General features: G+C 64.3%; 17 protein-coding genes and 1 tRNA gene. 8 read left to right on the plus strand and 10 right to left on the minus strand.

Features of this window, described 5'->3' with window-relative positions; all coding sequences use genetic code 11:
* Window positions 1-102: 102 nt before the first annotated feature.
* Complete coding sequence (locus AC07WS_RS05005; RefSeq protein WP_494727978.1) at window positions 103-927, plus strand: AraC family transcriptional regulator; 825 nt, start codon at window positions 103-105, stop codon at window positions 925-927.
* On the opposite strand, the gene AC07WS_RS05010 is transcribed toward AC07WS_RS05005, so the two are convergent.
* The gene (locus AC07WS_RS05010; protein ID WP_494727979.1) at window positions 884-1,507 is read right to left on the minus strand and encodes a LysE family translocator; all 624 of its coding nucleotides are present in this window, start codon (window positions 1,505-1,507) and stop codon (window positions 884-886) included. The genes AC07WS_RS05005 and AC07WS_RS05010 overlap by 44 nt on opposite strands.
* A gap of 190 nt (window positions 1,508-1,697) precedes the next feature.
* Here AC07WS_RS05010 and AC07WS_RS05015 point away from each other — a divergent pair, with 190 nt between their 5' ends.
* Entirely contained in the window at window positions 1,698-3,302 is a 1,605-nt protein-coding gene (locus tag AC07WS_RS05015; RefSeq protein WP_494727980.1) for a sensor domain-containing diguanylate cyclase, read from the plus strand.
* Here the strand turns inward: AC07WS_RS05015 and AC07WS_RS05020 are convergent.
* Complete coding sequence (locus tag AC07WS_RS05020) at window positions 3,299-4,591, minus strand: MGH1-like glycoside hydrolase domain-containing protein (RefSeq protein WP_494727981.1); 1,293 nt, start codon at window positions 4,589-4,591, stop codon at window positions 3,299-3,301. The two genes, AC07WS_RS05015 and AC07WS_RS05020, sit on opposite strands and share 4 nt — an antisense overlap.
* Before the next feature lie 351 nt (window positions 4,592-4,942).
* Here AC07WS_RS05020 and AC07WS_RS05025 point away from each other — a divergent pair, with 351 nt between their 5' ends.
* The 3 genes from AC07WS_RS05025 to AC07WS_RS05035 all read left to right on the plus strand — a co-directional run bounded on the left by AC07WS_RS05025 (window position 4,943) and on the right by AC07WS_RS05035 (window position 7,749).
* Window positions 4,943-5,689: a carbonic anhydrase gene (locus AC07WS_RS05025; protein ID WP_494727982.1), complete on the plus strand. Its 747-nt coding sequence runs from the start codon at window positions 4,943-4,945 to the stop codon at window positions 5,687-5,689.
* Window positions 5,690-5,835: 146 nt separating this feature from the next.
* A complete protein-coding gene (locus AC07WS_RS05030) occupies window positions 5,836-6,663 on the plus strand; it encodes an endonuclease/exonuclease/phosphatase family protein (RefSeq protein WP_494727983.1) in 828 nt (275 codons plus the stop codon).
* 129 nt (window positions 6,664-6,792) lie between these two features.
* Window positions 6,793-7,749: an MYG1 family protein gene (locus AC07WS_RS05035; RefSeq protein WP_494727984.1), complete on the plus strand. Its 957-nt coding sequence runs from the start codon at window positions 6,793-6,795 to the stop codon at window positions 7,747-7,749.
* Between the two features lie 163 nt (window positions 7,750-7,912).
* Here the strand turns inward: AC07WS_RS05035 and AC07WS_RS05040 are convergent, their stop codons facing one another.
* The 3 genes from AC07WS_RS05040 to AC07WS_RS05050 form a co-directional block, all read right to left on the minus strand.
* On the minus strand, window positions 7,913-9,823 hold the full coding sequence (locus AC07WS_RS05040; protein WP_494727985.1) for a P-loop ATPase, Sll1717 family: 1,911 nt from the start codon (window positions 9,821-9,823) through the stop codon (window positions 7,913-7,915).
* A gap of 244 nt (window positions 9,824-10,067) precedes the next feature.
* Complete coding sequence (locus AC07WS_RS05045; protein ID WP_494728050.1) at window positions 10,068-11,465, minus strand: aspartate kinase; 1,398 nt, start codon at window positions 11,463-11,465, stop codon at window positions 10,068-10,070.
* A gap of 168 nt (window positions 11,466-11,633) precedes the next feature.
* Window positions 11,634-13,040 (minus strand): aspartate kinase, encoded by a 1,407-nt coding sequence (locus AC07WS_RS05050; protein WP_494727986.1) that lies wholly within the window; start codon window positions 13,038-13,040, stop codon window positions 11,634-11,636.
* A 130-nt stretch (window positions 13,041-13,170) separates the two neighbouring features.
* On the opposite strand from AC07WS_RS05050, the gene AC07WS_RS05055 reads away from it, so the two are divergent.
* A complete protein-coding gene (locus tag AC07WS_RS05055) occupies window positions 13,171-13,536 on the plus strand; it encodes a hypothetical protein (RefSeq protein WP_494727987.1) in 366 nt (121 codons plus the stop codon).
* 31 nt (window positions 13,537-13,567) lie between these two features.
* Complete coding sequence (locus tag AC07WS_RS05060) at window positions 13,568-13,678, plus strand: class I SAM-dependent methyltransferase (RefSeq protein WP_494728051.1); 111 nt, start codon at window positions 13,568-13,570, stop codon at window positions 13,676-13,678.
* On the opposite strand, the gene AC07WS_RS05065 is transcribed toward AC07WS_RS05060, so the two are convergent.
* Together AC07WS_RS05065 and AC07WS_RS05070 are read right to left on the minus strand one after the other, a co-directional pair.
* Window positions 13,675-14,283, minus strand: coding sequence for a class I SAM-dependent methyltransferase (locus AC07WS_RS05065; protein ID WP_494727988.1), 609 nt, complete (start codon window positions 14,281-14,283; stop codon window positions 13,675-13,677). The two genes, AC07WS_RS05060 and AC07WS_RS05065, sit on opposite strands and share 4 nt — an antisense overlap.
* A 218-nt stretch (window positions 14,284-14,501) precedes the next feature.
* Window positions 14,502-14,577, minus strand: a tRNA-Phe gene (locus tag AC07WS_RS05070).
* Window positions 14,578-14,698: 121 nt separating this feature from the next.
* Between AC07WS_RS05070 and AC07WS_RS05075 the strand changes: the two genes are divergently transcribed.
* Window positions 14,699-16,099, plus strand: coding sequence for a M20/M25/M40 family metallo-hydrolase (locus AC07WS_RS05075; protein WP_494727989.1), 1,401 nt, complete (start codon window positions 14,699-14,701; stop codon window positions 16,097-16,099).
* 3 nt (window positions 16,100-16,102) lie between these two features.
* Here AC07WS_RS05075 and AC07WS_RS05080 read toward each other — a convergent pair whose 3' ends face one another.
* The 3 genes from AC07WS_RS05080 to AC07WS_RS05090 form a co-directional block, all read right to left on the minus strand.
* Window positions 16,103-17,413 (minus strand): alpha-amylase family glycosyl hydrolase, encoded by a 1,311-nt coding sequence (locus tag AC07WS_RS05080; RefSeq protein ID WP_494727990.1) that lies wholly within the window; start codon window positions 17,411-17,413, stop codon window positions 16,103-16,105.
* 8 nt (window positions 17,414-17,421) lie between these two features.
* Window positions 17,422-19,785 carry a S9 family peptidase gene (locus AC07WS_RS05085; RefSeq protein WP_494727991.1) on the minus strand — a complete coding sequence of 788 codons (2,364 nt, stop codon included), beginning with the start codon at window positions 19,783-19,785 and terminating at the stop codon, window positions 17,422-17,424.
* An 89-nt stretch (window positions 19,786-19,874) separates the two neighbouring features.
* The gene (locus AC07WS_RS05090; protein WP_494727992.1) at window positions 19,875-21,272 is read right to left on the minus strand and encodes an MFS transporter; all 1,398 of its coding nucleotides are present in this window, start codon (window positions 21,270-21,272) and stop codon (window positions 19,875-19,877) included.
* Window positions 21,273-21,324 lie beyond the last annotated feature (52 nt).

Consider the following 21,324-nt stretch of genomic DNA (forward strand, 5'->3'; position numbering starts at 1 on the left):
CTCCTTTGTGGTTAGGTGTTGTAGTGAAGTATAACACCAGTGTTGTCAGAAGTGTCAACTGGGAAAATTATTTAATTTCCATGAATGCGGTATGCTGGCGGGATGCCACAGCCGATCATCACACCCGGACCCCGTTTCTGGCGCGACGCCAGCCTGCCCTTCATCGAGGCGCGCACGGTGGCCGACGGCCGCAAGCTTTGCTACGGCAGGCACGCGCACGAAACGTTTTCCATCGGCGCGATCCGCAGCGGCCGCACCGATTACCTGAACCGGTCCTCGCGCCGGCAGGCGGGGCCGGGCGCCATCGTGCTGATGAATCCGGGCGACGTCCACGCCTGCAACCCGATCGCCGACGAGACCTGGTCGTACCGCATGCTGTATGTGGACCGCGCCTGGCTGGCCGGCCTGCAGCACGAGTGGGGCTTCAGCGCCAACCGCGATTTCCGTCCGTTCGCGGCGGCCATGACGACCGCGCCGGCGCTGTACGCGGGCTTCAACCGCTTCTACGACGTGCTGACCGCCGCCGGCGCCGACCACCTGCAGCGGCAGTGCGCGGCGCTGGCCTTCTTCGGGCAGCTGCAGTCCAGCCTGGACCCGGCCCCCATCGTCGAGCGCGAAGCGAACAGCAAGCTCGACCGCGCGGCCGACTACATCCGCGACCATGGCGCCGCCGCGCTCAAGCTGGAGGACATCTGCGCCGCGGCCGGGCTGTCGCCGTCCTATCTGATCCGCGCCTTCCGCAAGCGCTACGGCATGACGCCGCACGCCTACCTGCTGAACCGCCGCATCCAGCTGGCGCGCGGCCTGCTCAAAGGCGGCGCGCCGATCGCCGAGGTGGCGCTGGCGACCGGCTTCGCCGACCAGGCGCATTTCCAGCGCATCTTCAAGCAGCTGCTGGCGGCGACGCCGGGGCAGTACCTGCGCTGAGCAGCAGGTACAGCGCGCTGGCCGCCAGCAGCAGCGCCATGGCGCGGTTGAAGCGGCGCATGGCCGCCGGCTTGGCCAGGCGGCGCCCGAGCAAGGCGCCGGCGTAGGCCCAGCAGGCGATGGAGGCGTAGCAGATCACGAAGTACAACGCGGCGAACTGCCACACCAGCGCGGCGTCGCCGTCGGCGGCGAACGCGCCCATGCCGGCCACCGCCGCCACCCAGGCTTTCGGATTGAGCCACTGCATGGCCGCGCCCGTCGCCAGCGACGGCCCCTTGCCGTTGCCGCCGGGCGCGAGCGCGCCGTCGTCGCGCGCCAGCTTCCACGCCATGAACAGCAGAAAGGCCACGCCGGCCAGCTGGATCGCCCGCGTCAGCGCCGGCGCCTGGGCCAGCAGCTGATGCAGGCCCAAGCCGGTCAGCAGCAGCAGGGCGGTGAAGCCGACGGTGGCCCCGGTCACGTGGCGCAGGCTGGCGCGCAGGCCGTGCCGCGCGCCGCTGCCCAGGGCGACGACGTTGACCGGGCCGGGGGTGATCGATGAGGCCAGTGCGAAGGCGGCCATGGAAATCAGGATGCTCATAGTGCGGGTCTCCGATAAGAGTGACGGTAGCGGAGCGCACGATACGCGGCGGCGGCGCCGCCGTATTGTAGGAAATAACCCTGGCCGCCGGCCGGCGACGGCGGCCGCCGTGATTATTTGAGAGATTTCATCCCCGTAAAACGCACATACTTGAATTCTGCCCGGTTGATGACACTACGAGGTGCCGCCTATGATGTCCAGCAACAACTCGGAACGCCCCCTTGGTTCGGCCGCCGCCAAGGGCGGAGCAAGATTGCCCATCATGTCGTTGGCCATCTTCTTCGTGGTCCTGGTGTGCGTGTGCCTGGTCGGCGTGCAGATATGGCTCACGGTGAAGGCCCGGACTGTCCAGTTGGTCGAATCGGAAGTCGCCGCGGCCAACCTGGCCGAAGCGGTGGCGCAGCATGCCTACGACACCATCAAGGAGGCCGATACGGTGCTGGTCGGGCTGGTGGAGCGGATCGAAAACGACGGCGCGGCAGCGGCGGGATTCGCGCGCATCCACGAGCTGCTGGTGCACCGCGTGGCCGAACTGCCGCAGCTGCACGGCATATTCGTCTACGGCGAGGATGGCCGCTGGCTGGTCAACTCCCAGGCGGTGCTGCTCAAGGGGCAGAACAATTCCGACCGCGAGTACTTCATCTACCACCGGGAACATGCGTATCGGGGCATCCATATCGGCCCGCCGGTGCGCAGCAAGTCGACCGGGGACTGGATCGTGACGGTGTCGCGCCGCTACAACCATCCGGACGGCAGCTTCGGCGGGGTGGTGCTGGCCACCATCAACATGGAGTACTTCCAGCGCTACTTCCAGCGCTTCAAGATCGGCCAGGACGGCGCCATCCAGGTGGCGCTGGACGACGGCATCCTGCTGATGCGCCGCCCCTTCAGCGAAAAATCGCTGGGGCGCGACATCTCGAAACTGCCGCTGTTCAGCCTATACCTGCCGCGGGCCGCGGTCGATACCGTCACCTTTCCGTCCGCCCAGGATGGCGTGACGCGGATTAATAGCTACCGGCGGCTGGAGCAATATCCGCTGGTGGTCTCCGCCGCGCTGTCCAAGGACGAGGTGCTGGCGCAGTGGCGCAGCGACGCCTACATCGACAGCGGCGGCGTGGTCATGCTGGTGCTGGTGATCGCCTTGCTCGGAGGCCGGCTGGTACGCCAGATCAAGTGGCGCATCCAGGCGGAAGACGAACTGGTGCGCGCCCGCAATTCGCTGGAGACCTTGAACCACACGCTGGAGCGGCTGGCCATGCAGGACGGCCTGACCGGGCTGGGCAACCGCCGGCATTTCGACACCTCCCTGAAGAACGAGTTCAGCCGGGCCATGCGCAGCGCCAGTTCGCTGGCGCTGATCATGATCGACGTCGACTGCTTCAAGCAGTACAACGACCTGTTCGGCCACGCCGCCGGCGACGAGTGCCTGAAGGCGATCGGCAAGGTGGTGGCCGGCGGCAAGCACCGGCCGGGCGACGTCGCCGCGCGCTACGGCGGCGAGGAACTGGTGGTGCTGCTGCCGGGCACCGACGTGGCGGGCGCGATCGCCGTGGCCGAGAATATCCGGGCCGCCATCGAGGAGCTGGAGCTCAAGCATCCCGGCAACGCCACCGGCCACGTGACGGTCAGCGCCGGGGTCGAGGCGTTCGCGCCGGTGCGTTTCGAGACCGAGCCGATCGATCTCATCAAGGCCGCCGACCAGGCTCTGTACCGCGCCAAGTCGCTGGGACGCAACCGCGTCGCCTCCAACATCATCGAGCTGGAACGGCACTCCGCGGCGGGCGCGGTCGGCTAGCGGTGCGCGGCCCAGTCCTGCAGCAGGTCGATCGCCTTGACCAGTTGCCCGGCGGTGCCGCGATAGTCTCCCGATCCCTGTTTGCCGCCGTCGCGGCTGTACCATTCGTAAAAGCCGTCGTCGCGCAGGACGCGGTCCAACATGGGCGAGAGCTCCTGGTACGCCTGCTGCGCCTGCCCGTGCACGACCATCTGCTGAACGATGCGGGCGCCGAACCAGGGCCAGTCGCCGCCGTTCTGGTACACATACTCCATCGCCATGAAATACCTGTTGTGGAAAAAGCCGTCGGGATAGGGCGGATACAGGCTGACGCCTATGCTGCCGGAGCCGGAGTCGGTCTTGTTCTTCACCATGCGCGCGAACGCTTGCGCAACCTCGGCCGGCTCAAGCAGGCCGGCCTGGATGGCCACCGCCGTGCCGCCCTGGAAATACATGCGCGCCTCGTCGTAGCTGGCGGGGAAGGGCGATCCCTGCTCCAGGTAGACGTGCGGGATGAATTGCGAGCCCGTCCACAGATGCGCGCGCACCGCCTGGCGCAGGGCGGCTTCCCTGGCGGCCCAGGGGGCGGCGTCGCGTCCGGCCGCCCGCTCCAGCGCCTGCAGGTCCGCCAGCGCCAGGGTCAGCATCGCATTGTCGTAGATGCTCAGGCTGGGGTGGCTGGCCGCGTTGAGGGTGTTGCCCGGCGAATCTTCGGGCTGCACGTCGCCCCAGTCGGCGCGCGTGCCGCCGAAGATCAGGCCGTACTTGCCGGCATACCGCTGTGTGTAGAGGAAGGTCAGCGCGTTTTCCAGGCGCGCCAGCACCGTCACGCCGCCGATCTCTTCCGCAAGAAAGGCCCTGTCGCCGCTGACCGCCACGTATCTGGCGACCGCCTGGACCAGCGAGCTTTCCTGGTCGCTTTCGACCGTGGCCTTGAAGGCGGCGCCGTCGGCCGAGTTGATGCCGTCGACGATGTTCCCGTCCACCCCCTGATGTTCGAAGAACTGTCTGAGCTGGGACCGCACGACCTGCGGCCCACGGGTTTCGATGGCGAGGTCGATAAAGGTATTGAGGTCGCGGATGAACACGGCCGGATAGCCGCTGCCGGCCGTCAGTTCCTTGGCCACCAGTTGCCTGGCCTTGGCGCGGACCTGCGCCAGCCGCGCATCGCTGCGGATGGTGCTGGCCAGCGTTGCTTCGGCCGAAGGCGGCTGCGGCGGGGACGGCGGTGGCGAATTCCCCGACGAACATGCGATGAGCACGGCACTGGACAACAACATCAAGGGAAGAACTAAGAATTGTCCACGCATACGATCATTCCATGTGCTTACTGCTGGGGTTAAGGAAGTAGCTCCGCCGGAAGGCCGGGTGTTCCAGTCGGGTGGCGGGGATTATCGGCTACCCTGCCGGGATTGTCAATAATGCAATATTTCCTTTGTCGAAAGCGAAAAACAAGAGGGCGCTCAGGCGCGCCGCGGCCGACGCTGGAACTGGACAGCACGGTGGTGCCCGCGGCATTCGTCCCGGCCATGCTGCGGATCGATGTTCGGGCGCACGGAAGGGGATTTCCCTGGCCAATAATTTCTGACCGGCATAGTATCGAATGCTGAAACAGACCGGATGGAAATGGCATCTAACTATTGAACTGAAATGGAGAAAATATGAAGAGAACGAATATCCTCGCCATGAGCGCCATGCTGGCTTTGTCGGGCGCCGCCTGTGCACAAGACCATGCCCCGCACTGGAGCTACCAGGGCAAAACCGCCCCCGCGCATTGGGCCGATCTGGAAGCGGCGAACACCGCCTGCAAACTGAGCAAGGAACAGTCGCCCATCAACATCGAGGAGCGCCACGCCAGGAAGGCGCCGCTGGCGCCGCTCACGTTCAACTACGCAGCCGGCACCGCCGAGGTGATCAACAACGGCCACACGGTGCAGCTGAACCTGCCGCCCGGCAGCACGCTGAAGGCGGGCGACGAGAGCGCCAACCTGCTGCAGTTCCACTTCCACACGCCGAGCGAGGAAAAAATCAACGGCGTCAATTATCCGATGGTGGCCCACTTCGTCCACAAGAGCGCCGACGGCAAGCTGTCCGTGGTGGCCGTGCTGTTCAAGGAAGGCAGCGAGAACCAGGCGCTGGCGCCGGTGTTCGACGCCTTGCCGGCCGAAGGCAAGCCGGTGCAGCTGGCCAGCTTCAACCCGGCCGACGTGCTGCCCGCCAACCGCGCCTACTTCAAATTCATGGGCTCGCTGACGACGCCGCCGTGCAGCGACGGCGTGCGCTGGCAGGTGCTGCGCACACCGGTCGAGCTGTCGAAGAAACAGCTGGCCGCATTCCACAAGCTCTACAAAATGAACGCGCGTCCCGTGCAGCCCTTGAACGGCCGCGTGGTCGAGGTCAGCGAGTAAGCGCGGGACCAGCGCGGCGGGTTTTTCGGCCAGCGTTTCCGGGGCAGGGGTGGCGGCATCGCCGCCGCCCCGCATCCGGCCTGTGAAACACGCTATCATCAGGCGGCCGATGCATACACCGTGCATCCCGAGATCGCCATCCGTCTATGCACCCGAAAAAATACCCTCATCTCTTGCTGATCCTGGCGCTGGCCGCGGCCAACGCGGCCCAGGCCGGCACCATCCGCGTATTGCAGGCCAATCTGTTTTCGTGGTCGGCGATGGACCCGGCGAAACAGCCGCCGCCCATCGTCAAGCTGTCGCAGTATGTCAACCTGCATCGCCACGATTTCGTCACCACCCAGGAGAACGAATACCGCTTGACGGACAGCCGCTACCAGCTCAGCGCCGACTACAAGCTGGCCGGCGAACTCCAGGACGCCTCGATCTTCTACGACAGCACGCGCTGGGAGCCGGGCGGCGCGCCCTGGTCCAGGATCGCGGTCAGCGCGGACGGCGGCGGCGAGCGCGTGGCGGTGTTCAGCCAGTTCCGCAACAAGGCGAGCGGCGAGACGGTGGTGATCGCCACCACCCATTTGTGCATCGCCTGGGGCGGGCATGCCGATTGCGACGGCGGCCAATATGCCGCCCATGTCGCCGACACGCGCAACATCGGCCGCTACCTGAGCACCTACGCGCCGGCCGGTGCGCCGCTGATCGTGACGGGCGACTTCAACAACTTCGAGCGCAACGCCGAGCAGTCGGCGGCGATCGAGCAAGCGTTCGCGGCGCATGGCCTGGCGGCGGTCAAGGCCGGCAAGGACTACATCGGCCCGACGTTTGAAGCCTCGACCATCGACTTCGTCTATGCGCGCCAGCTGGCGGTGCAGAGCGCGTCGTTGTACGGCGCCGCGGCCGGCAACCCGTCCGACCACGCGGCGATCGACGTCACTTTTGTCAGCGCCGGCGCGGCATCGCCGGGTGCGGCGAGATAGCGCCGCGGCACCTGGTCCGGCCGCGGCCCGGCTGGCAGGTCCGCTTCAGAGCAAGCCTCGATTGGCCACGCCATCGGTGCCGCGGCCGTGACGGTATATCATGGCGGTCGTTTAACGATAGGACCAAGCATGATCATAGCGACTCACAGCGGCAAGTTTCACGCGGACGACGCGTGGGCGGTCGCCGTACTGAAGGTGTTATTCCCCGACGCCGACATCATCCGCACGCGCGAGCCGGCGGCCATTGAAGCGGCCGACTTCGCCGTCGATGTCGGCGGCATCTGGGACCCGGCCACCGGCCGCTTCGACCACCATCAAAAAGGCTTCGACGGAGCACGGCAGAGCGGCGTGCCGTATGCCAGCGCGGGCCTGGTGTGGCGGGAGTATGGCGCGCGCTGCGTGGCGGCGCTGGCCCTGGCGCATTGCGGGCATCAGCTGTCGGACGACAAGGCGCGGGAAGTGGCTTACGGCATCGACGCGGACGTGGTGCAGTACCTCGACTTGTCGGACGTGGGGGCCGCGAAGAGCGCGCCGGGCGGGTATGGACTCTCGGCGGTGATCTCGGGCTACAACACCAACTGGCTCGACGAGCAGAGGCTGGGCTACGGCGAGGCGGCCGATGCGTACCGCCTGGCGCAATTCCGCCGCGCGATGGCCGTGCTGACCGACGTCATGCTCAATGCCGTGCGATACCGGGTGGGCGCCTTGCTCGCGCTGGAGCAGGTGCGGCAAGGGGAGGTGCTCGATGGCGGCAGGGTCTTGTTCCTGAAAAACGGCGCGCTGCCGTGGAGCCAGGTGGTGCGCAAGGAGATGCCGAAGGTGTTGTTTGTCATCAGCCACAACGTCGCCGAGCAACGCCACATGTTGCACACCGTGTCGATCAGCGCCGAGAGTTTCGATGCGCGGGCCGACCTGCCGGAAGCGTGGGCGGGGCTGCGCGATGCCGAGCTGGCGGCGGTCACCGGGGTGCCGGATGCGGGCTTCTGCCACAACGGCAGGTTTATCGCGTCGGCCAAGTCGTATGAGGGGATACGTGCGATGGCGACCTTGGCGCTGAAGGCTGTCGACGAAGAGGGCGTGGGCTAGGTGGGGGAAGAGAGTTGCCTTGTCGGTGGACTGGCGGGCTCACGACTCAGGCGCGAAGATTTTCAATCTTCGCGTCGTGTGCCTGCCGTACAAGTTTGCTCGATCAATGGTTCTGGTATTGGATTCCGATATTTGGTTCAGGCTCATCGGATGAACCGTATGCCTAACGCAAGAATTCAAGCGATTCGCTACGGTAAAGGATTGATTCTAGTTGTTCGACCGACGATTCCAACTTGTAGCGAAACTCGCTTTTCTCATCAACTAGCTTCGCATCGCATACGCGTTCCAGCAGGCGGCGCAGGTGACGAAAGACTCGCTCTGCGGTCTGGAGTGCCATTCTTGGATCTTCAGATTGGGCGGCTTGAGTCAACTCCTGTTCAATCGTCAGCAAATCTTGGTGTATTTCTTCAGCAACCTCCTCTTGCAGAAACGCCGAGGAAAGTGCCGGTCGAATCGTGGATATGCTGCGTGCAATATAGGCCAATGCGCTTTGATGCGGGTCGCCTCGGGCTGATTCATACGATTGTCCGATTCGTAGCCCGCGTAAAAAACGTTCACGAAGGAGTCCGCCGTCTCGATCGGACAGTCGTTCGAATGGCGCCATATCAATAGCAGAGGTCGACTGCAGTGCGCTACGAAAGCAGGGGTGGATGACAAACTGCGTATCGGTGCTTTGAATGCGCTTTTCGTTCCTATCCTGATAGTAATAGCGAGTCACGGTTTGCCGAACGATGCCTAACAGTCCAATGGAATACAGAATGCCAAGAAGCGCATCGGCAGATTTCGTCGTTGCGGATGCCGTTGGATAGCGCACTGCCAAATCCGTTCGAATTTGAGCGAGGCGCTCTTCAAATGCGGCGCGGGTGACCAAGTAGCTGGTATCGGCGAGCAGTACGAACACATCGGCCAAGAATGGATAGTTAATGCTCCATTCATTTTGAAGGTCGCTTAATTTCCAAGTCGAGTACAAAGACATAGCCTGCTTTACGTCGGACTCCTCGATACGCTTATTTCCGTTTGTTTTGGCGGCATCCCTGCAAGCGTTGCATAGCTGAATTACGTCCCTTGGGCGCATCAGTGTTTGCCTGACGATGTACACCTTAGAATTGTGACCATTGACTTCTTTGGGGAAAATTTCTGACCATAAAATATCGGGAGTTACGCGGCTGTCGGAAGCCGTCGCCCTCGCTTCGATCAGGTTCATCAACTGTTTGGCGTTCCAATCGATGTGAAACTCATCTCCTCGGAATTTGTCCCGATCCTGAAATTGAAGTTTTTCATAGATGTCTGCTCGCAAGAAAACAGTGCACCGCACCCAGCCGAAGCGCGCCCGGATCTCCTTGCTTGCCTGAAGCAGACCGACCACCATCGCATCCGACTCGACGTCGTTCGACCAGACCTTTTCGATCTGATCTACGAGCAGGTGAAACGTGGTGTCTTGCTCCGCCAGATTCAAACGATCGCCGAGAGCGGCAATTCGACGCTCAAGAATATCCAACTGATCATTGGCACGTACGCCGGGCGACGGGTGTTCGATAGCGGCTCCGAGTTTGGCTCCGAATGCCTCAATGGTGACGGAACCTTTCAACCGCTCTACGACCTTCCAAAAGCGCTCCACGAAGGATAGATTATCGACCTCGGAGTTATCAACAAGGAATTTTCGCAGTGGTGCCGCATCCCCTTCAATGGCATCATCGCCCGGCATGCGGTTACGTACCACGTGCAGGAGATATTTCGCTGCTTGGATCGCAAATATGTAGCGCCAGATAAGCTGCTTGGACTGTGCGGCCTGAATGCCGGGAAGCTGAAACCTGCGAATTTCTTCTGCCGAGATTTCATCGGGAGAAATCAGGGAGGCTCTGTTCTCTGAACTCAATGCAAGTCGAAGAGTCAGGCATATTGCGCTCTTGCCGGAACCCTTCCTACCGATAATCAGTGACTTTGCTCCAGACAGTGCTTCCTCATAGGCGCGGGTACGAAGAAATCCTTCTCGAAGCAGACCTCCTCGAGCAATATCCGACTCAGCGTCATCTTTTCCGAAATACAGTTTATGCAATGGATTAGCTGATGGCATAGCGATCTCCTTGATTTGCACTGATATGGGTTTCGAATCCATGCTCCCCCGACAAGGCCCTCGTGCTTTGATAAATCACAAACTAGCAAATGAAAGTCCAAAGTTCGTCGTGCTCTAAATCAATGAGAAACGACAACGCCCACTTGCATGAGTGGGTGTTGGGTGAACTATGTTCTTGGTGGCCCGGGGGCGAAATCGAACCACCGGCACGTGGATTTTCAATCTTCGCGCCTGGCTGCCCGAGTCACTTCGCGCCGAAGAATTCCGCGTGGATGAGGCGCAAGGCCAGCTGCCGGTCGTCGCGGTCGACCAGCATGTAGGCCGCCACTTCGCTGGCGCCGGCCGCCGCCAGCGTGACGCGCACGCCGCCGGCCAGCGCCGCCGACAAGGCGCGGCTGGCGATCGCGCTGCCGACGTTCGAGGCGTCGAGCACGCCGTCGCCGACGACCGCCACGATGGCGACCGCGTCGTTGCGGCTCACCTCGACGACGCCGGCCATGTGATGGGCCACCAGCGTCGCGTAGGCGGCGTCCAGATGTTCGCGCGCCAGCAGCACGTTGATCGCCGTCTGCGCCGTCAGCACGCTCTTGATGTTGATGCCGTTGCGGTCGAGCGTGGAGGTGACCTCGGCCAGGATGCCGGGCTTGAAGCCGACGCCGGGGCCGTGCAGTTTGAGGATGGCCACATCGTCGCTGGACGAGACGCTCTTGACGATGTCGTGGGTGACGGTGCGCTCGCCGTCGATGACGGTGAAGGCGTGCAGTCCCAGGTCGGGGCGGGTGATGTTCAGGATGCGGATCGGGATCGCCTGGTCGAACAGGGGCTCGACCGTGCGCGGATGGAGGATCTTGGCGCCGAAGTAGGACAGCTCGGCCGCCTCTAGGTAGTGCAGTTTGGCTATCGAATGGGGCGCCGCGACGGCGCCCGGGTCGGCGCTGAGGAAGCCGTCCACGTCCTTCCACACGTCGAGCGACTCGGCGCCGATGCAGCGCGCGATCGACGCGGCGGAATAGTCGGAGCCGCCGCGCCCGAACAGGGTGGTCTTGCCGTCCGCGCTGACGCCGTAGAAGCCCGGCACCACCACCACGCCGCCGCCGGCCAGGGCCGCTGATACAGGCCCGGCGCTGGCGTCGAAATCGCAGGCGGCGTTGCCGAACACGCCGTCGGTGGTCAGGCCGATATCCTCGGGCAGCGCCTCGCGCGCGTTCACGCCGCGGCTTTGCAGCACGGCGGTCAACAGCAGGCTGGACAGGCGTTCGCCATAGCTGAGGATGACGTCGTTGACGAAGTCGGGCACGTCGCCGATGTAGTGGATGCCCGTCAGGAAACGCTCAAGCTGGTCCAGGCGCGCGTTCAGGGCGGCTTCGGTGCGGCTGCGCTGCACGGGATCGGCGATGTTCGCGTCCAGGATTTCCTTTTTCATGGCGCGCAGCGTCAGCGTGTAGTCGCGGCTCTCGGCCAGCGCGGACAGGGTGCCGGCGCCCTCCTTGGCGGCCTGCACGCAGGCGACCAGCGCGTTGGTGATGCCAAAAAAGGCCGACACCACCAGCACCAGGGGGCGCTGGTAGGTTTGCACAACGTTGACCACGCGATCGATGTCGTCCGGGCGGCGCAGGTTGGATCCCCCGAATTTGACGACGATTTTTTTTCATGTGAGCTTGAAGTAGTTGAGGTAAGAAATCGAAGGGACAAAAAAAGAGCTACGGGCTGATGCGCGTAACTCTTGATTGTATTGCATATTCTTGGTGGCCCGGGGCGGAATCGAACCACCGACACAAGGATTTTCAATCTTCGCGCCTGGTTGTTCGACTCACTTCGCGCCGAAGAATTCCGCGTGGATGAGGCGCAGGGCCAGTTGCCGGTCATCGCGATCGACCAGCATGTAGGCCGCCACTTCGCTGGCGCCGGCGGCCGCCAGCGTGACACGCACGCCGCCGGCCAGCGCCGCCGACAAGGCGCGGCTGGCGATCGCGCTGCCGACGTTCGAGGCGTCGAGCACGCCGTCGCCGACGACCGCCACGATGGCGACCGCGTCGTTGCGGCTCACCTCGACGACACCGGCCATGTGATGGGCCACCAGCGCCGCGTAGGCGGCGTCGAGATGCTCGCGCGCCAGCAGCACGTTGATCGCCGTCTGCGCCGTCAGCACGCTCTTGATGTTGATGCCGTTGCGGTCGAGCGTGGCGGTGACCTCGGCCAGGATGCCGGGCTTGAAGCCGACGCCGGGGCCGTGCAGTTTGAGGATCGCCACGTCGTCGCTGGACGAGACGCTCTTGACGATATCGTGGGTGACGGTGCGTTCGCCGTCGATGACGGTAAACGCGTGCAGCCCCAGGTCGGGGCGGGTAATGTTCAGGATGCGGATCGGGATCGCCTGGTCGAACAGCGGCTCGACTGTGCGTGGATGGAGGATCTTGGCGCCGAAGTAGGACAGCTCGGCCGCCTCCAGGTAGTGCAGCTTGGCGATCGAATGGGGCGCCGCGACGGCGCCCGGGTCGGCGCTGAGGAAGCCGTCCACGTCCTTCCACACGTCGAGCGACCCGGCGCCGATGCAGCGCGCGATCGACGCGGCGGAATAGTCGGAGCCGCCGCGCCCGAACAGGGTGGTCTTGCCGTCCGCGCTGACGCCGTAGAAGCCCGGCACCACCACCACACTGCCGCCGGCCAGCGCCGCCGATACCGGCCCGGCGCTGGCGTCGAAATCGCAGGCGGCGTTGCCGAACACGCCGTCGGTGGTCAGGCCGATATTCTCCGGCAGCGCCTCGCGCGCGCTCACGCCGCGGCTTTGCAGCACGGCCGTCAGCAGCAGGCTGGACAGGCGCTCGCCATAGCTGAGGATGACGTCGTTGACGAAGTCGGGCACGTCGCCGATGTAGTGGATGCCGGTCAGGAAATGCTCAAGCTGGTCCAGACGCGCGTTCAGGGCCGCTTCGGTGCGGCTCCGCTGCAGGGGATCGGCGATGTTCGCGTCCAGGATTTCCTTCTTCATGGCGCGCAGGGTCAGCGTGTAGTCGCGGCTCTCGGCCAGCGCGGACAGCGTGCCGGCGCCCTCCTTGGCGGCCTGGACGCAGGCGACGAGCGTGTTGGTGATGCCAAAGAAGGCCGACACCACTAGCACCAGGGGGCACTGGTAGGTTTGCACGACGTTGACCACGCGATCGATGTCGTCCGGGCGGCGCAGGTTGGAGCCGCCGAATTTGACGACGATTTTTTTCATGTTTTATTCCTGGATGGGCGCCGCGAAATCGGCTTGACTTATTGCAAATTTATCATAATCTGGACTCACAAAAAAGGTCCGCCACGCCTCGTTGCTTCGACAATAACGTCAATTATAAAGGAGAGCAATCATGTCCCGTTGCCATGCAGTCGTCGCTGTCGCACTATGGTCTTCCATTTTGATCACCGCCTCTCCGGCCTTGGCTCAGCCCAGCAGTCCAGGCAAGCCGGTCGTCAAGGAACTCGAACAGAATGACAAGGTGCGCGTATATGAAGCAATCTTCAACCCGGGCGACGTCTCTGCCAGCGCCAAGCGCCCGATGCGGGTGGTGTACGCAGTGAAGGGCGGGGTGCTGGAACGTACCTACGCTGACGGCACTAAGGAAAAAATCATCTGGAAGAGTGGCGAGACCCGGATCATGCAAGAGGAAAGAGACTACGCAATCAAGAACGTGGGCAAGACCAGGATAGACTTGATAGTGACCGCCCTGAAGTAGTTAAGGTAAGGAAATCGAGGGAGGGACGAAAATTGACGACGTGTTTTGTCGCATCGCATCTCGATGCGACATCCTTTGTAATAATTTCAGTTTCGGCATTCACAGACTTTGGAGGCGTCGTGTCGCCAATCGGATCAGCTAAGTCGGAACTAACGGTGTCTTTTTTCGAAAAATCAGGCGCTGTATCCGCTTACCAGAAGATGCGCTGATGACGTCTTCGTCGAAAATCACATCGCATCGTTCGGTCGCCGGTAGGATGACGAGTTGTCGATCAAACGACGAATAGAGGCGGCCAGCCTTATCGCGTAGTGATTCATGTTCCGTGACTCGCCAACTGACATAGAGTGTTCCACCTGCACGCAGCAAGTCGATCAGCGAGGCTGTGGCGTCGCTGATCCTTGCCGGTTCCAGATGCATGATCACGGTCTCACAAAGCACGTTTTGATAGATGCCTCGCTTGAGCCCATCAAGTTCCGGCAGGCTCCCTTGTTGAAATGCGAGGCCTGGATAGGCTGCCCGCGCCTCATCCAACAAGCCCTGCGAAGCGTCGACGCCTATTGCTTGGAAGCCTTTTTCAAACAGCCACGCGGTATCCCGGCCTGCACCGCATCCAATGTCTGCGGTAAGTCCCGGCGTAAAATATCGCTCCAATAGCTCGTACATGTCGCGGGGCACATCTTGTTCGAGCCATTCGCGGGCATAGGATGCGGCACGCTTATTGTAGGCATCCATTGTTTCTGAATCCATGGAGACACTCCTTTGAAGCTTTTATCGCCAAGTATATGGCTCGGTGTCGGATTCTAAGCATAAAGGAGTCATGGCGACAGAGTTCAATGGTGCGCCGGTGAATTTTGGCGTTGCGGGAAGGAAGAGGTGGGACCGGACATAGACCGGACACGAGGACTTTCTGTCGCGGAAACAAAAACGCCGATCTGCATGGATCGGCGTTTCGTCAAGTATGTTCTTGGTGGCCCGGGGCGGAATCGAACCACCGACACAAGGATTTTCAATCCTCTGCTCTACCAACTGAGCTACCAGGCCAAGGGCCGCAATTATAGCAGACGCCCCCTGGGGTTTGGCAAGGGCCTGCCTTCACTTTTATTGACAGTAACAATTTCGAAGTATAAGTTAGTCGCTTTGGCATCTTCTCGATAGGGACACTATGAAGCGGGCGACTTGGTTGGCGGCGGGATTGGCGATGGCGGGCGCGGCGCATGGCGCGGATTTGACGCCGGTGCAGAAGCAGATGCGCGAGATTTATCAGAAACTGGTGGAAACCAACACCACCAATTCGACCGGCTCCTGCACCGTGGCGGCCAACAAGATGGCCAGGCGCCTGAAGGCGGCCGGCTTCCAGGACGCCGACCTGCACCTGATCGTGCCGCCCGGCGGTCCCGCCAAGGGCAACCTGGTGGCGCGCATCAAGGGCGACGGCAGCAAGAAGCCCTTGCTGCTGTTGGCCCACATCGACGTGGTCGAAGCCAACCGCGCCGACTGGGTGCGCGATCCGTTCAAGCTGGTCGAGGAGGACGGCATGTTCTACGCGCGCGGCGCGTCCGACGACAAGGCCATGGCCGCCTCCTTCGTCGCCAATATGATCCGCTACAAGAAGGAAAAGCTGGCGCCCAAGCGCGACGTCGTCATGGCGCTGACCTGCGACGAGGAGATGGTGCCCAGTAAATTCGACGGCGCCGAGTATCTGTTCAACCATCACCGCGCGCTGATCGACGCCGAGATCGCGCTCAACGAAGGCGGCGGCGGCCTGCTGGACAAGCAGGGCAAGCCGGTACGCCACGGCATCCAGGCCGGTGAAAAAATCTACCAGACCTTCCAGCTGGAGGTGACCAATCCCGGCGGCCACAGCTCCGCGCCGTACCGCGACAACGCCATCTACCATCTGGCGGAAGGCTTGTCGCGCCTGGGCCGCTTCGCGTTCCCGTTCAAGCTGTCGGACGTGACGCGCGCCTATTACGAGCGCATGGCCACGGTGGAGCAGGGCCAGGTGGCCGCCGACATGAAGGCCATCCTCAGCGACCCGCCCGACGCGGCCGCGCTGGAGCGCCTGTACGCGGTGAGCCCCGTGCACAATTCCACCGTGCGCACCACCTGCGTGGCGACCAGGGTCGATGCCGGCCACGCCGACAACGCGCTGCCGCAGCGCGCCCGCGCCACCGTCAACTGCCGCATCCTGCCGGACGAGAAGGTGGACGATGTGCAGGCGACGCTGCAGCGCGTGCTGGCCGATGAGCAGATCAAGATCACCCGCGTCGGCGAGGGCCTGAGCGCGCCGATGCCGCCGCTGACGCCGGCGCTGATGAAGGCGGTGGAGGAGATCAGCAACGATATGTGGCCCGGCGTGCCGGTGATTCCGACCATGTCGACCGGCGGCACCGACGGCCGTTTCCTCAACAGCGGCGGCATCTGGACCTACGGCATCAGCGGCATGTTCGCCGGCCCGGAAGGCAGCGGCGCGCATGGCTTGAACGAGCATATCCGCGTGAAGTCGCTGTACGATGGCCAGGAGTACCTGTACCGCCTGGGCAAGCGCCTGGCCACCGAATAGGCCTTACTCCGGCACGACGATGCGCCAACGCCAGGGCTTGAGCACGGCCTGGCCTTCGTCGCCGGCCAGCTTGTACTTCTGCAGCGTGGCGGTCGGGTTGACGATCACGCGCACGCTGTTCTTGCCCTGCTGGCGCTTGAAGGCGAACAGCTGCTCGTTGCCGACGTCGAGCAGCTGCACCGCGCCGCCACTGGCGCCGTTCCACAGCGCCGGGTTTTCCTTCTTCAGCTGATTCAGGCCGGCGTAGAAGCCTTCCAGCTCATAGCTCTTCCAGTCGATCGGGTCTTTTTCGAAGAACTCCAGCTTCTTGCCCAGCCGCGCTTCCTGGCCGTTGTACACCAGCGGGATGCCGGGCAGGGTGTAGCTCAGCACCGCCATCGCGCCGTAGGCCGGGCCGTACAGCTCCTTGTCCGTGCCCTGCCAGGAGTTGATGTCGTGGTTGTTGGTGAACTGCAGGCGGTAGGCGTCGCGCGGGTAGGCCTTGGGCGGATTGGCCACGAAGGCTTTCAGTTCGGCCGCCCCGGCCTGGCCCTTGCCGATCTTTTTCATGATCTCGTTGAGCGGCCAGTCGTAGCTGGCGTCGAACGCCTTCTCGTGCAGCGCCGGCTCGTCCGATTCGGCCAGCATGAACACGGGCTTGATCTTGTCGAGCTGCGTGCGCGCCTGGTTCCAGAATTCGGTCGGCACCATGCCGGCGGCGTCGCAGCGGAAGCCGTCGACGCCGGCCTCGCGCACCCAGAACGCCATCGCTTCCGTCATGCCCTTCCACAGGTCCTTGTTGGCGTAATCGAGGCCGATCACGTCGGTCCATTCCTCCATGCCGCCCGCTTCGTTCTTGAAGCTGACGGAGTGGATCTCGCCCTTGTCGTTCTTCTTGTACCAGTCGGGATGCTGGGTGGCCCATGGATGGTCCCAGGCCGTGTGGTTGCCCACCCAGTCCAGGATCACGTGCATGCCCAGCGCGTGCGCCTGCTTGACCAGCTTGCGCAGGTCGTCCATGGTGCCGTAGTCCGGGCTGACGGCCTGGTAGTCCTTCACCGCGTAGTAGCTGCCCAGCGTGCCCTTGCGGTTTTGCCGGCCGATCGGGTGCAGTGGCATCAGCCACACGATGTCCACGCCCATCTGCTTCAGGCGCGGCAGCGTGGCGGCGAAGGCGTTCAGCGTGCCTTCCTTGCTGTACTGGCGCAGGTTCACTTCGTAGACGTTGGAACTGCGGGACCAGGCCGGGTGCTTCATGGCGCCGGTTTCGGCGTGGAGCGCGAGCGGCGCATTTAACAATGCGATCAACGGCAGCAGGGTGGCGAGCTTTTTCATGGGTCTCCTTATTGTTTCAGCGTGCGTTCGAACAGCTGGTAGATGCGGCGGTATTCATCGTACCAGCTCTCAGGATGCACGAAGCCGTGGCGCTCCATCGGGTAAGGCGCCAGTTCCCAGTTGTCTTTCTTTAGTTCGATGAAGCGCTGGGCCATGCGCACCGAGTCCTGGAAGAAGACGTTATCGTCGATCATGCCGTGGGCGATCAGCAGGTTGCCCTTCAACTGATCGGCGTATTCGATCGGCGACGAGATCTTGTACGCGTCCGGGTCCAGCTCCGGCGTGTTGAGGATGTTGGCGGTGTATTCGTGGTTGTAGGTGGTCCAGTCGGTCACGGGGCGCAGTGCGGCGCCGGACTTGAACTGCTCCGGTGCGCGCAGCATCGCCATGAAGGTCATGAAGCCGCCGTAGCTGCCGCCGTAGATGCCGACGTTTTTAGGATCGCCCTGCTGGTTGGCCACCATCCAGTTCAAGCCGTCGATGTAGTCCTCCAGTTCCGGGTGGCCCATCTGGCGGTAGATGGCGGTGCGCCAGTTGCGGCCATAGCCCAGCGAGGCGCGGTAGTCCATGTCCAGCACGATGTAGCCTTTTTCCACCAGCAGGTTGTGGAACATCTGCTCGCGGAAGTAGACCGGATAACGCTTGCTGACGTTCTGCAGGTAGCCGGCGCCGTGCACGAACATCACCACCGGATATTTTTTGCCCGCTTCCAGCGTGGCCGGGCGATACAGCTTGGCCCACACCGGGTCGGCGCCATGCGTGGACGGCACGGCGACGATCTGCGGCGTGATCCACTCGCGCGCCTTGAAGTCGGCGCTGCGGGTGTCGGTGAGCTGGGTGGCGGCGCCGCCGCTGCTGGCGACGGTGGCGATCTGCGTCGGCATGTAGGCGCTGGAGTAGCGCACCAGCAGCTTGCGGCCGTCCGGCGACAGCGCGAAGCTTTCCACGCCGCCCAGCGCTGTCAGCTCGCGCAGGGCGCCGTCCTTGGTGGAAGTGGAGCAGACCTCGTAGGTGCCGGGCAGCTTGGGATTGCACAGGAAGTAGGCGGTGCTGCCGTCGGCGTTCCATTCGATCTCGCTGGTCTCCCATTTGCCCGAGGTCAGCGCGCGCGCCTTGCCATCTGGCGTCTGCGTGTACAGGTGGGCGTAGCCGCTTTCCTCCGACTGGTACCACAGCGTGCTGTTGTCCGGCTGCCAGCCGAAGTCGTTGCCGCGGTTGTTGACCCAGGCGGCGTCGCTCAGGCGGTGCACCGGCTTGAGCTTGGCGCCGGCCAGGTCGACGGTGGCGATCCAGCGGTCCTTGTTGTCGATCGCCTGCGCCATCACGGCCACCTGCGCGCCGTTGGCGCTCCAGCGGATCGAGTCTTCGCGGTTTTCGAAGCGCAGGCCGCGGTTGCCCTTGAGCGGTTCGAGCTTGTGCGCGGCGCGCAGCTCGGCCAGCGGATCGACGTTGATGCCGGGCAGGGCGTCGAGCGACAGGTCGGTCACCTTGCGGGTCGACAGTTCAACCAGTTTCAGTTGCTGCGGTTGCGGGCCGGTGTCGCTGACGCGCTTGCGCTGGTCGTCGGTTTCCTCGTAGCCCGATTCGGTGACGTACTTGGCCAGCTTGCCGACGCGGCGCTTGTCACCGTCCTTGGCGCTGGTGACCACCAGCAGGTAGCGGCCGTCCGGCGACAGCGCGCTGGTTTCGACGACGACCTTCTCGCCCAGGTAGATGGGCAGCGGCGCGCGGGTGGCGTCGGCGCTGCGCTCGGCGTTGCGGCGCTCGCGGGTGGCGTCCTTCTCGTCCTTCAGGCGCGCCAGCGTGGAGAGCAGGCGCAGTTGCAGGTCGCGGCGGCTGTCGGCGTCCGGCGCGGCGTCCGGGTCCTTGGCGGTGCGCAGCAGCGCCACCGGCGCCACCAGGCGCTCGGCGCGGCTCCAGCTGAACCAGTCGCTGCCGACGCGGAACTGCACGTGGGCGCCGTCGGCCGCGTATTGCGGATCGACCGCCGGCGTGGTGCCGCGCAGGATCTGCGTCAGCGCGCCGGTCTTCAGGTCGCGTTCGAACAGGTCGCCGTTGCGCAGCAGGACGGCGCGCGTGTGTTCGCGGTTGTAGACCGGCGCGGCGGCGTCGAGGTTGGCCAACTGCTTGTCGTCGACCATCTTGGCGGCGTTGGGCGCGGCGATCTGGAAGGTGTCGCGCAGAGGCGAGCCGGCGCGCTTTTGCTTGTAGTAGACTTGGCGGCTGTCCCAGCCCCACCATGCGGCTTCCACCGGATTGCCGATCCAGTCGGGATTGGACATGGCCTGGTCCAGCGTGATCGGGGTGGGGGCGGCGCCGGCGGCGAACGGGCCGGCCAGGGCGGCGGCTAAGAGGGGCAGGACAAAACGCATCGGTAGGGTCGCTTTGAGGTTGGGTGAACGGGAGCGCCGGATCGCGGCGCGTCCGAGATTCTAGCCCAAGCTCAGGGGAATTGTGACGGTTAGTAGCGGGCCATCTTGTCGGTGCGGCCGTGGCGCGCGTCGGGGCCGCCGCGGCGCGGCGCCAGGCGCAGGGCCAGCAGCAGGATGGCGCCGGCCGCCAGGTACATGGCGATCAGCGCGGCCAGCATGGCGGCGCTGCCGCCCCAGGCCAGCATGCGCGCGCTGAGCGCGGGACCGAAGGCGCCGCCGGCCAGGCCGCAGCTGACCACCAGCGCGATGCCGGCCGCCGCGCGCCGGCGCGACAGCAGGTCGGTGGCGATGGCGATCAGCAGCGGCGCGGCCGAGGCGATGCCCAGCGACGCCAGCGCCAGTCCGGCCAGCGACCAGGCCATGCCGTCGTTGGCGGCGATGGCCAGCGCCAGGCCGCCGGCGGCCAGCACCATGCAGGCGGCGAAGTGGCCGCGCCGTTCGCGCCGGCGATCCGAGTCGTAGCCGATGGCGATCATGCCGGCCACGCCGGCCAGGTGGGGGATGGTGGCCAGCAGGCCAGGCTGCATATGGCTTTGTTCGGCCCAGCGCTGCATCAGCGAGGGCGCCCAGAACACCAGCGCGTAGCTGGCGCCGATCAGCAGCAGGTTGGCGGCGGCCAGCAGGCACAGGGCGCGGTCGCGCAGCAGCGAGGCGATGACGGCGGCGACCGAGGCGTCGTCCGCCGGCTGCCGGGCGGACGGCGCGGCGGCCTGCAGCTGCGCCTCGTCGCGTTCCAGGTCCTGTTCGATCATCAGCTGTTCGAACGGCGACAGCCAGCCGGCATCGTCGGGGCGCTCGGCCAGGCAGGCGTAGGCGATGGCGCCCAGCAGCACGGCCGGCAGGCCTTGCGTCAGCAGCAGCCATTGCCAGCCTTGCAGGCCGCCGGCGCCCTGCAGCGCGGCCAGCGTGGCGTCGCACAAGGGGCCGGCGGCGGCGCCGGCCAGCAGCGCGGCCGAGCCGAACACGGCGAACGCGCGCGCGCGGCGCGGCGCCGGATACCACCAGGTCAGGTAGAGGATCACGCCGGGATAGAAGCCGGCCTCGAACACGCCCTGTGCGAAGCGCAGCAGGTACCACTGGAACGGCGTGCGGACGAAGGCGGCGGCGGCCGACACCAGGCCCCAGCCGAGCATCATGCGCAGCAGCGTCTTGCGGGCGCCGGCTTTTTGCAGCAGCACGGTGGCGGGGAGTTGGCACAGGCAGCAGCCGGCGAAGAACAGGGCCGCGCCCCAGGCGTAGACGGTGTCGCCGAAGGACAGGCTGGCTTGCATCTGCCGCTGCGCGTAGCCGAGGTTGAGCCGGTCCAGGCAGGCGACTGCGTAGCACAGCATCAGCAGCGGCAGCAGTCGCCAGCCGACCTTGCGGTAAATGGCGTCCATGCCGGCGGCGCCGCGCAGGTGCAGTACGGTGGCGGAAGGGGTCTGCATGCAGACGATATTATCCGCACGATTTTGCTTAGGCAAGCGTTAGCGTCGCGCG

The sequence above is a fragment of the Duganella sp. GW821-FHT01E12 genome (assembly GCF_059422325.1).

Excerpts from the sequence above, each read along its gene's own strand:
- AC07WS_RS05005 (WP_494727978.1), top strand. The coding sequence starts at position 103 with ATGCCACAGCCGATCATCACACCCGGACCCCGTTTCTGGCGCGACGCC.
- AC07WS_RS05010 (WP_494727979.1), bottom strand. The coding sequence starts at position 1,507 with ATGAGCATCCTGATTTCCATGGCCGCCTTCGCACTGGCCTCATCGATC.
- AC07WS_RS05015 (WP_494727980.1), top strand. The coding sequence starts at position 1,698 with ATGATGTCCAGCAACAACTCGGAACGCCCCCTTGGTTCGGCCGCCGCC.
- AC07WS_RS05020 (WP_494727981.1), bottom strand. The coding sequence starts at position 4,591 with ATGCGTGGACAATTCTTAGTTCTTCCCTTGATGTTGTTGTCCAGTGCC.
- AC07WS_RS05025 (WP_494727982.1), top strand. The coding sequence starts at position 4,943 with ATGAAGAGAACGAATATCCTCGCCATGAGCGCCATGCTGGCTTTGTCG.
- AC07WS_RS05030 (WP_494727983.1), top strand. The coding sequence starts at position 5,836 with ATGCACCCGAAAAAATACCCTCATCTCTTGCTGATCCTGGCGCTGGCC.
- AC07WS_RS05035 (WP_494727984.1), top strand. The coding sequence starts at position 6,793 with ATGATCATAGCGACTCACAGCGGCAAGTTTCACGCGGACGACGCGTGG.
- AC07WS_RS05040 (WP_494727985.1), bottom strand. The coding sequence starts at position 9,823 with ATGCCATCAGCTAATCCATTGCATAAACTGTATTTCGGAAAAGATGAC.
- AC07WS_RS05050 (WP_494727986.1), bottom strand. The coding sequence starts at position 13,040 with ATGAAAAAAATCGTCGTCAAATTCGGCGGCTCCAACCTGCGCCGCCCG.
- AC07WS_RS05055 (WP_494727987.1), top strand. The coding sequence starts at position 13,171 with ATGTCCCGTTGCCATGCAGTCGTCGCTGTCGCACTATGGTCTTCCATT.
- AC07WS_RS05065 (WP_494727988.1), bottom strand. The coding sequence starts at position 14,283 with ATGGATTCAGAAACAATGGATGCCTACAATAAGCGTGCCGCATCCTAT.
- AC07WS_RS05075 (WP_494727989.1), top strand. The coding sequence starts at position 14,699 with ATGAAGCGGGCGACTTGGTTGGCGGCGGGATTGGCGATGGCGGGCGCG.
- AC07WS_RS05080 (WP_494727990.1), bottom strand. The coding sequence starts at position 17,413 with ATGAAAAAGCTCGCCACCCTGCTGCCGTTGATCGCATTGTTAAATGCG.
- AC07WS_RS05085 (WP_494727991.1), bottom strand. The coding sequence starts at position 19,785 with ATGCGTTTTGTCCTGCCCCTCTTAGCCGCCGCCCTGGCCGGCCCGTTC.
- AC07WS_RS05090 (WP_494727992.1), bottom strand. The coding sequence starts at position 21,272 with ATGCAGACCCCTTCCGCCACCGTACTGCACCTGCGCGGCGCCGCCGGC.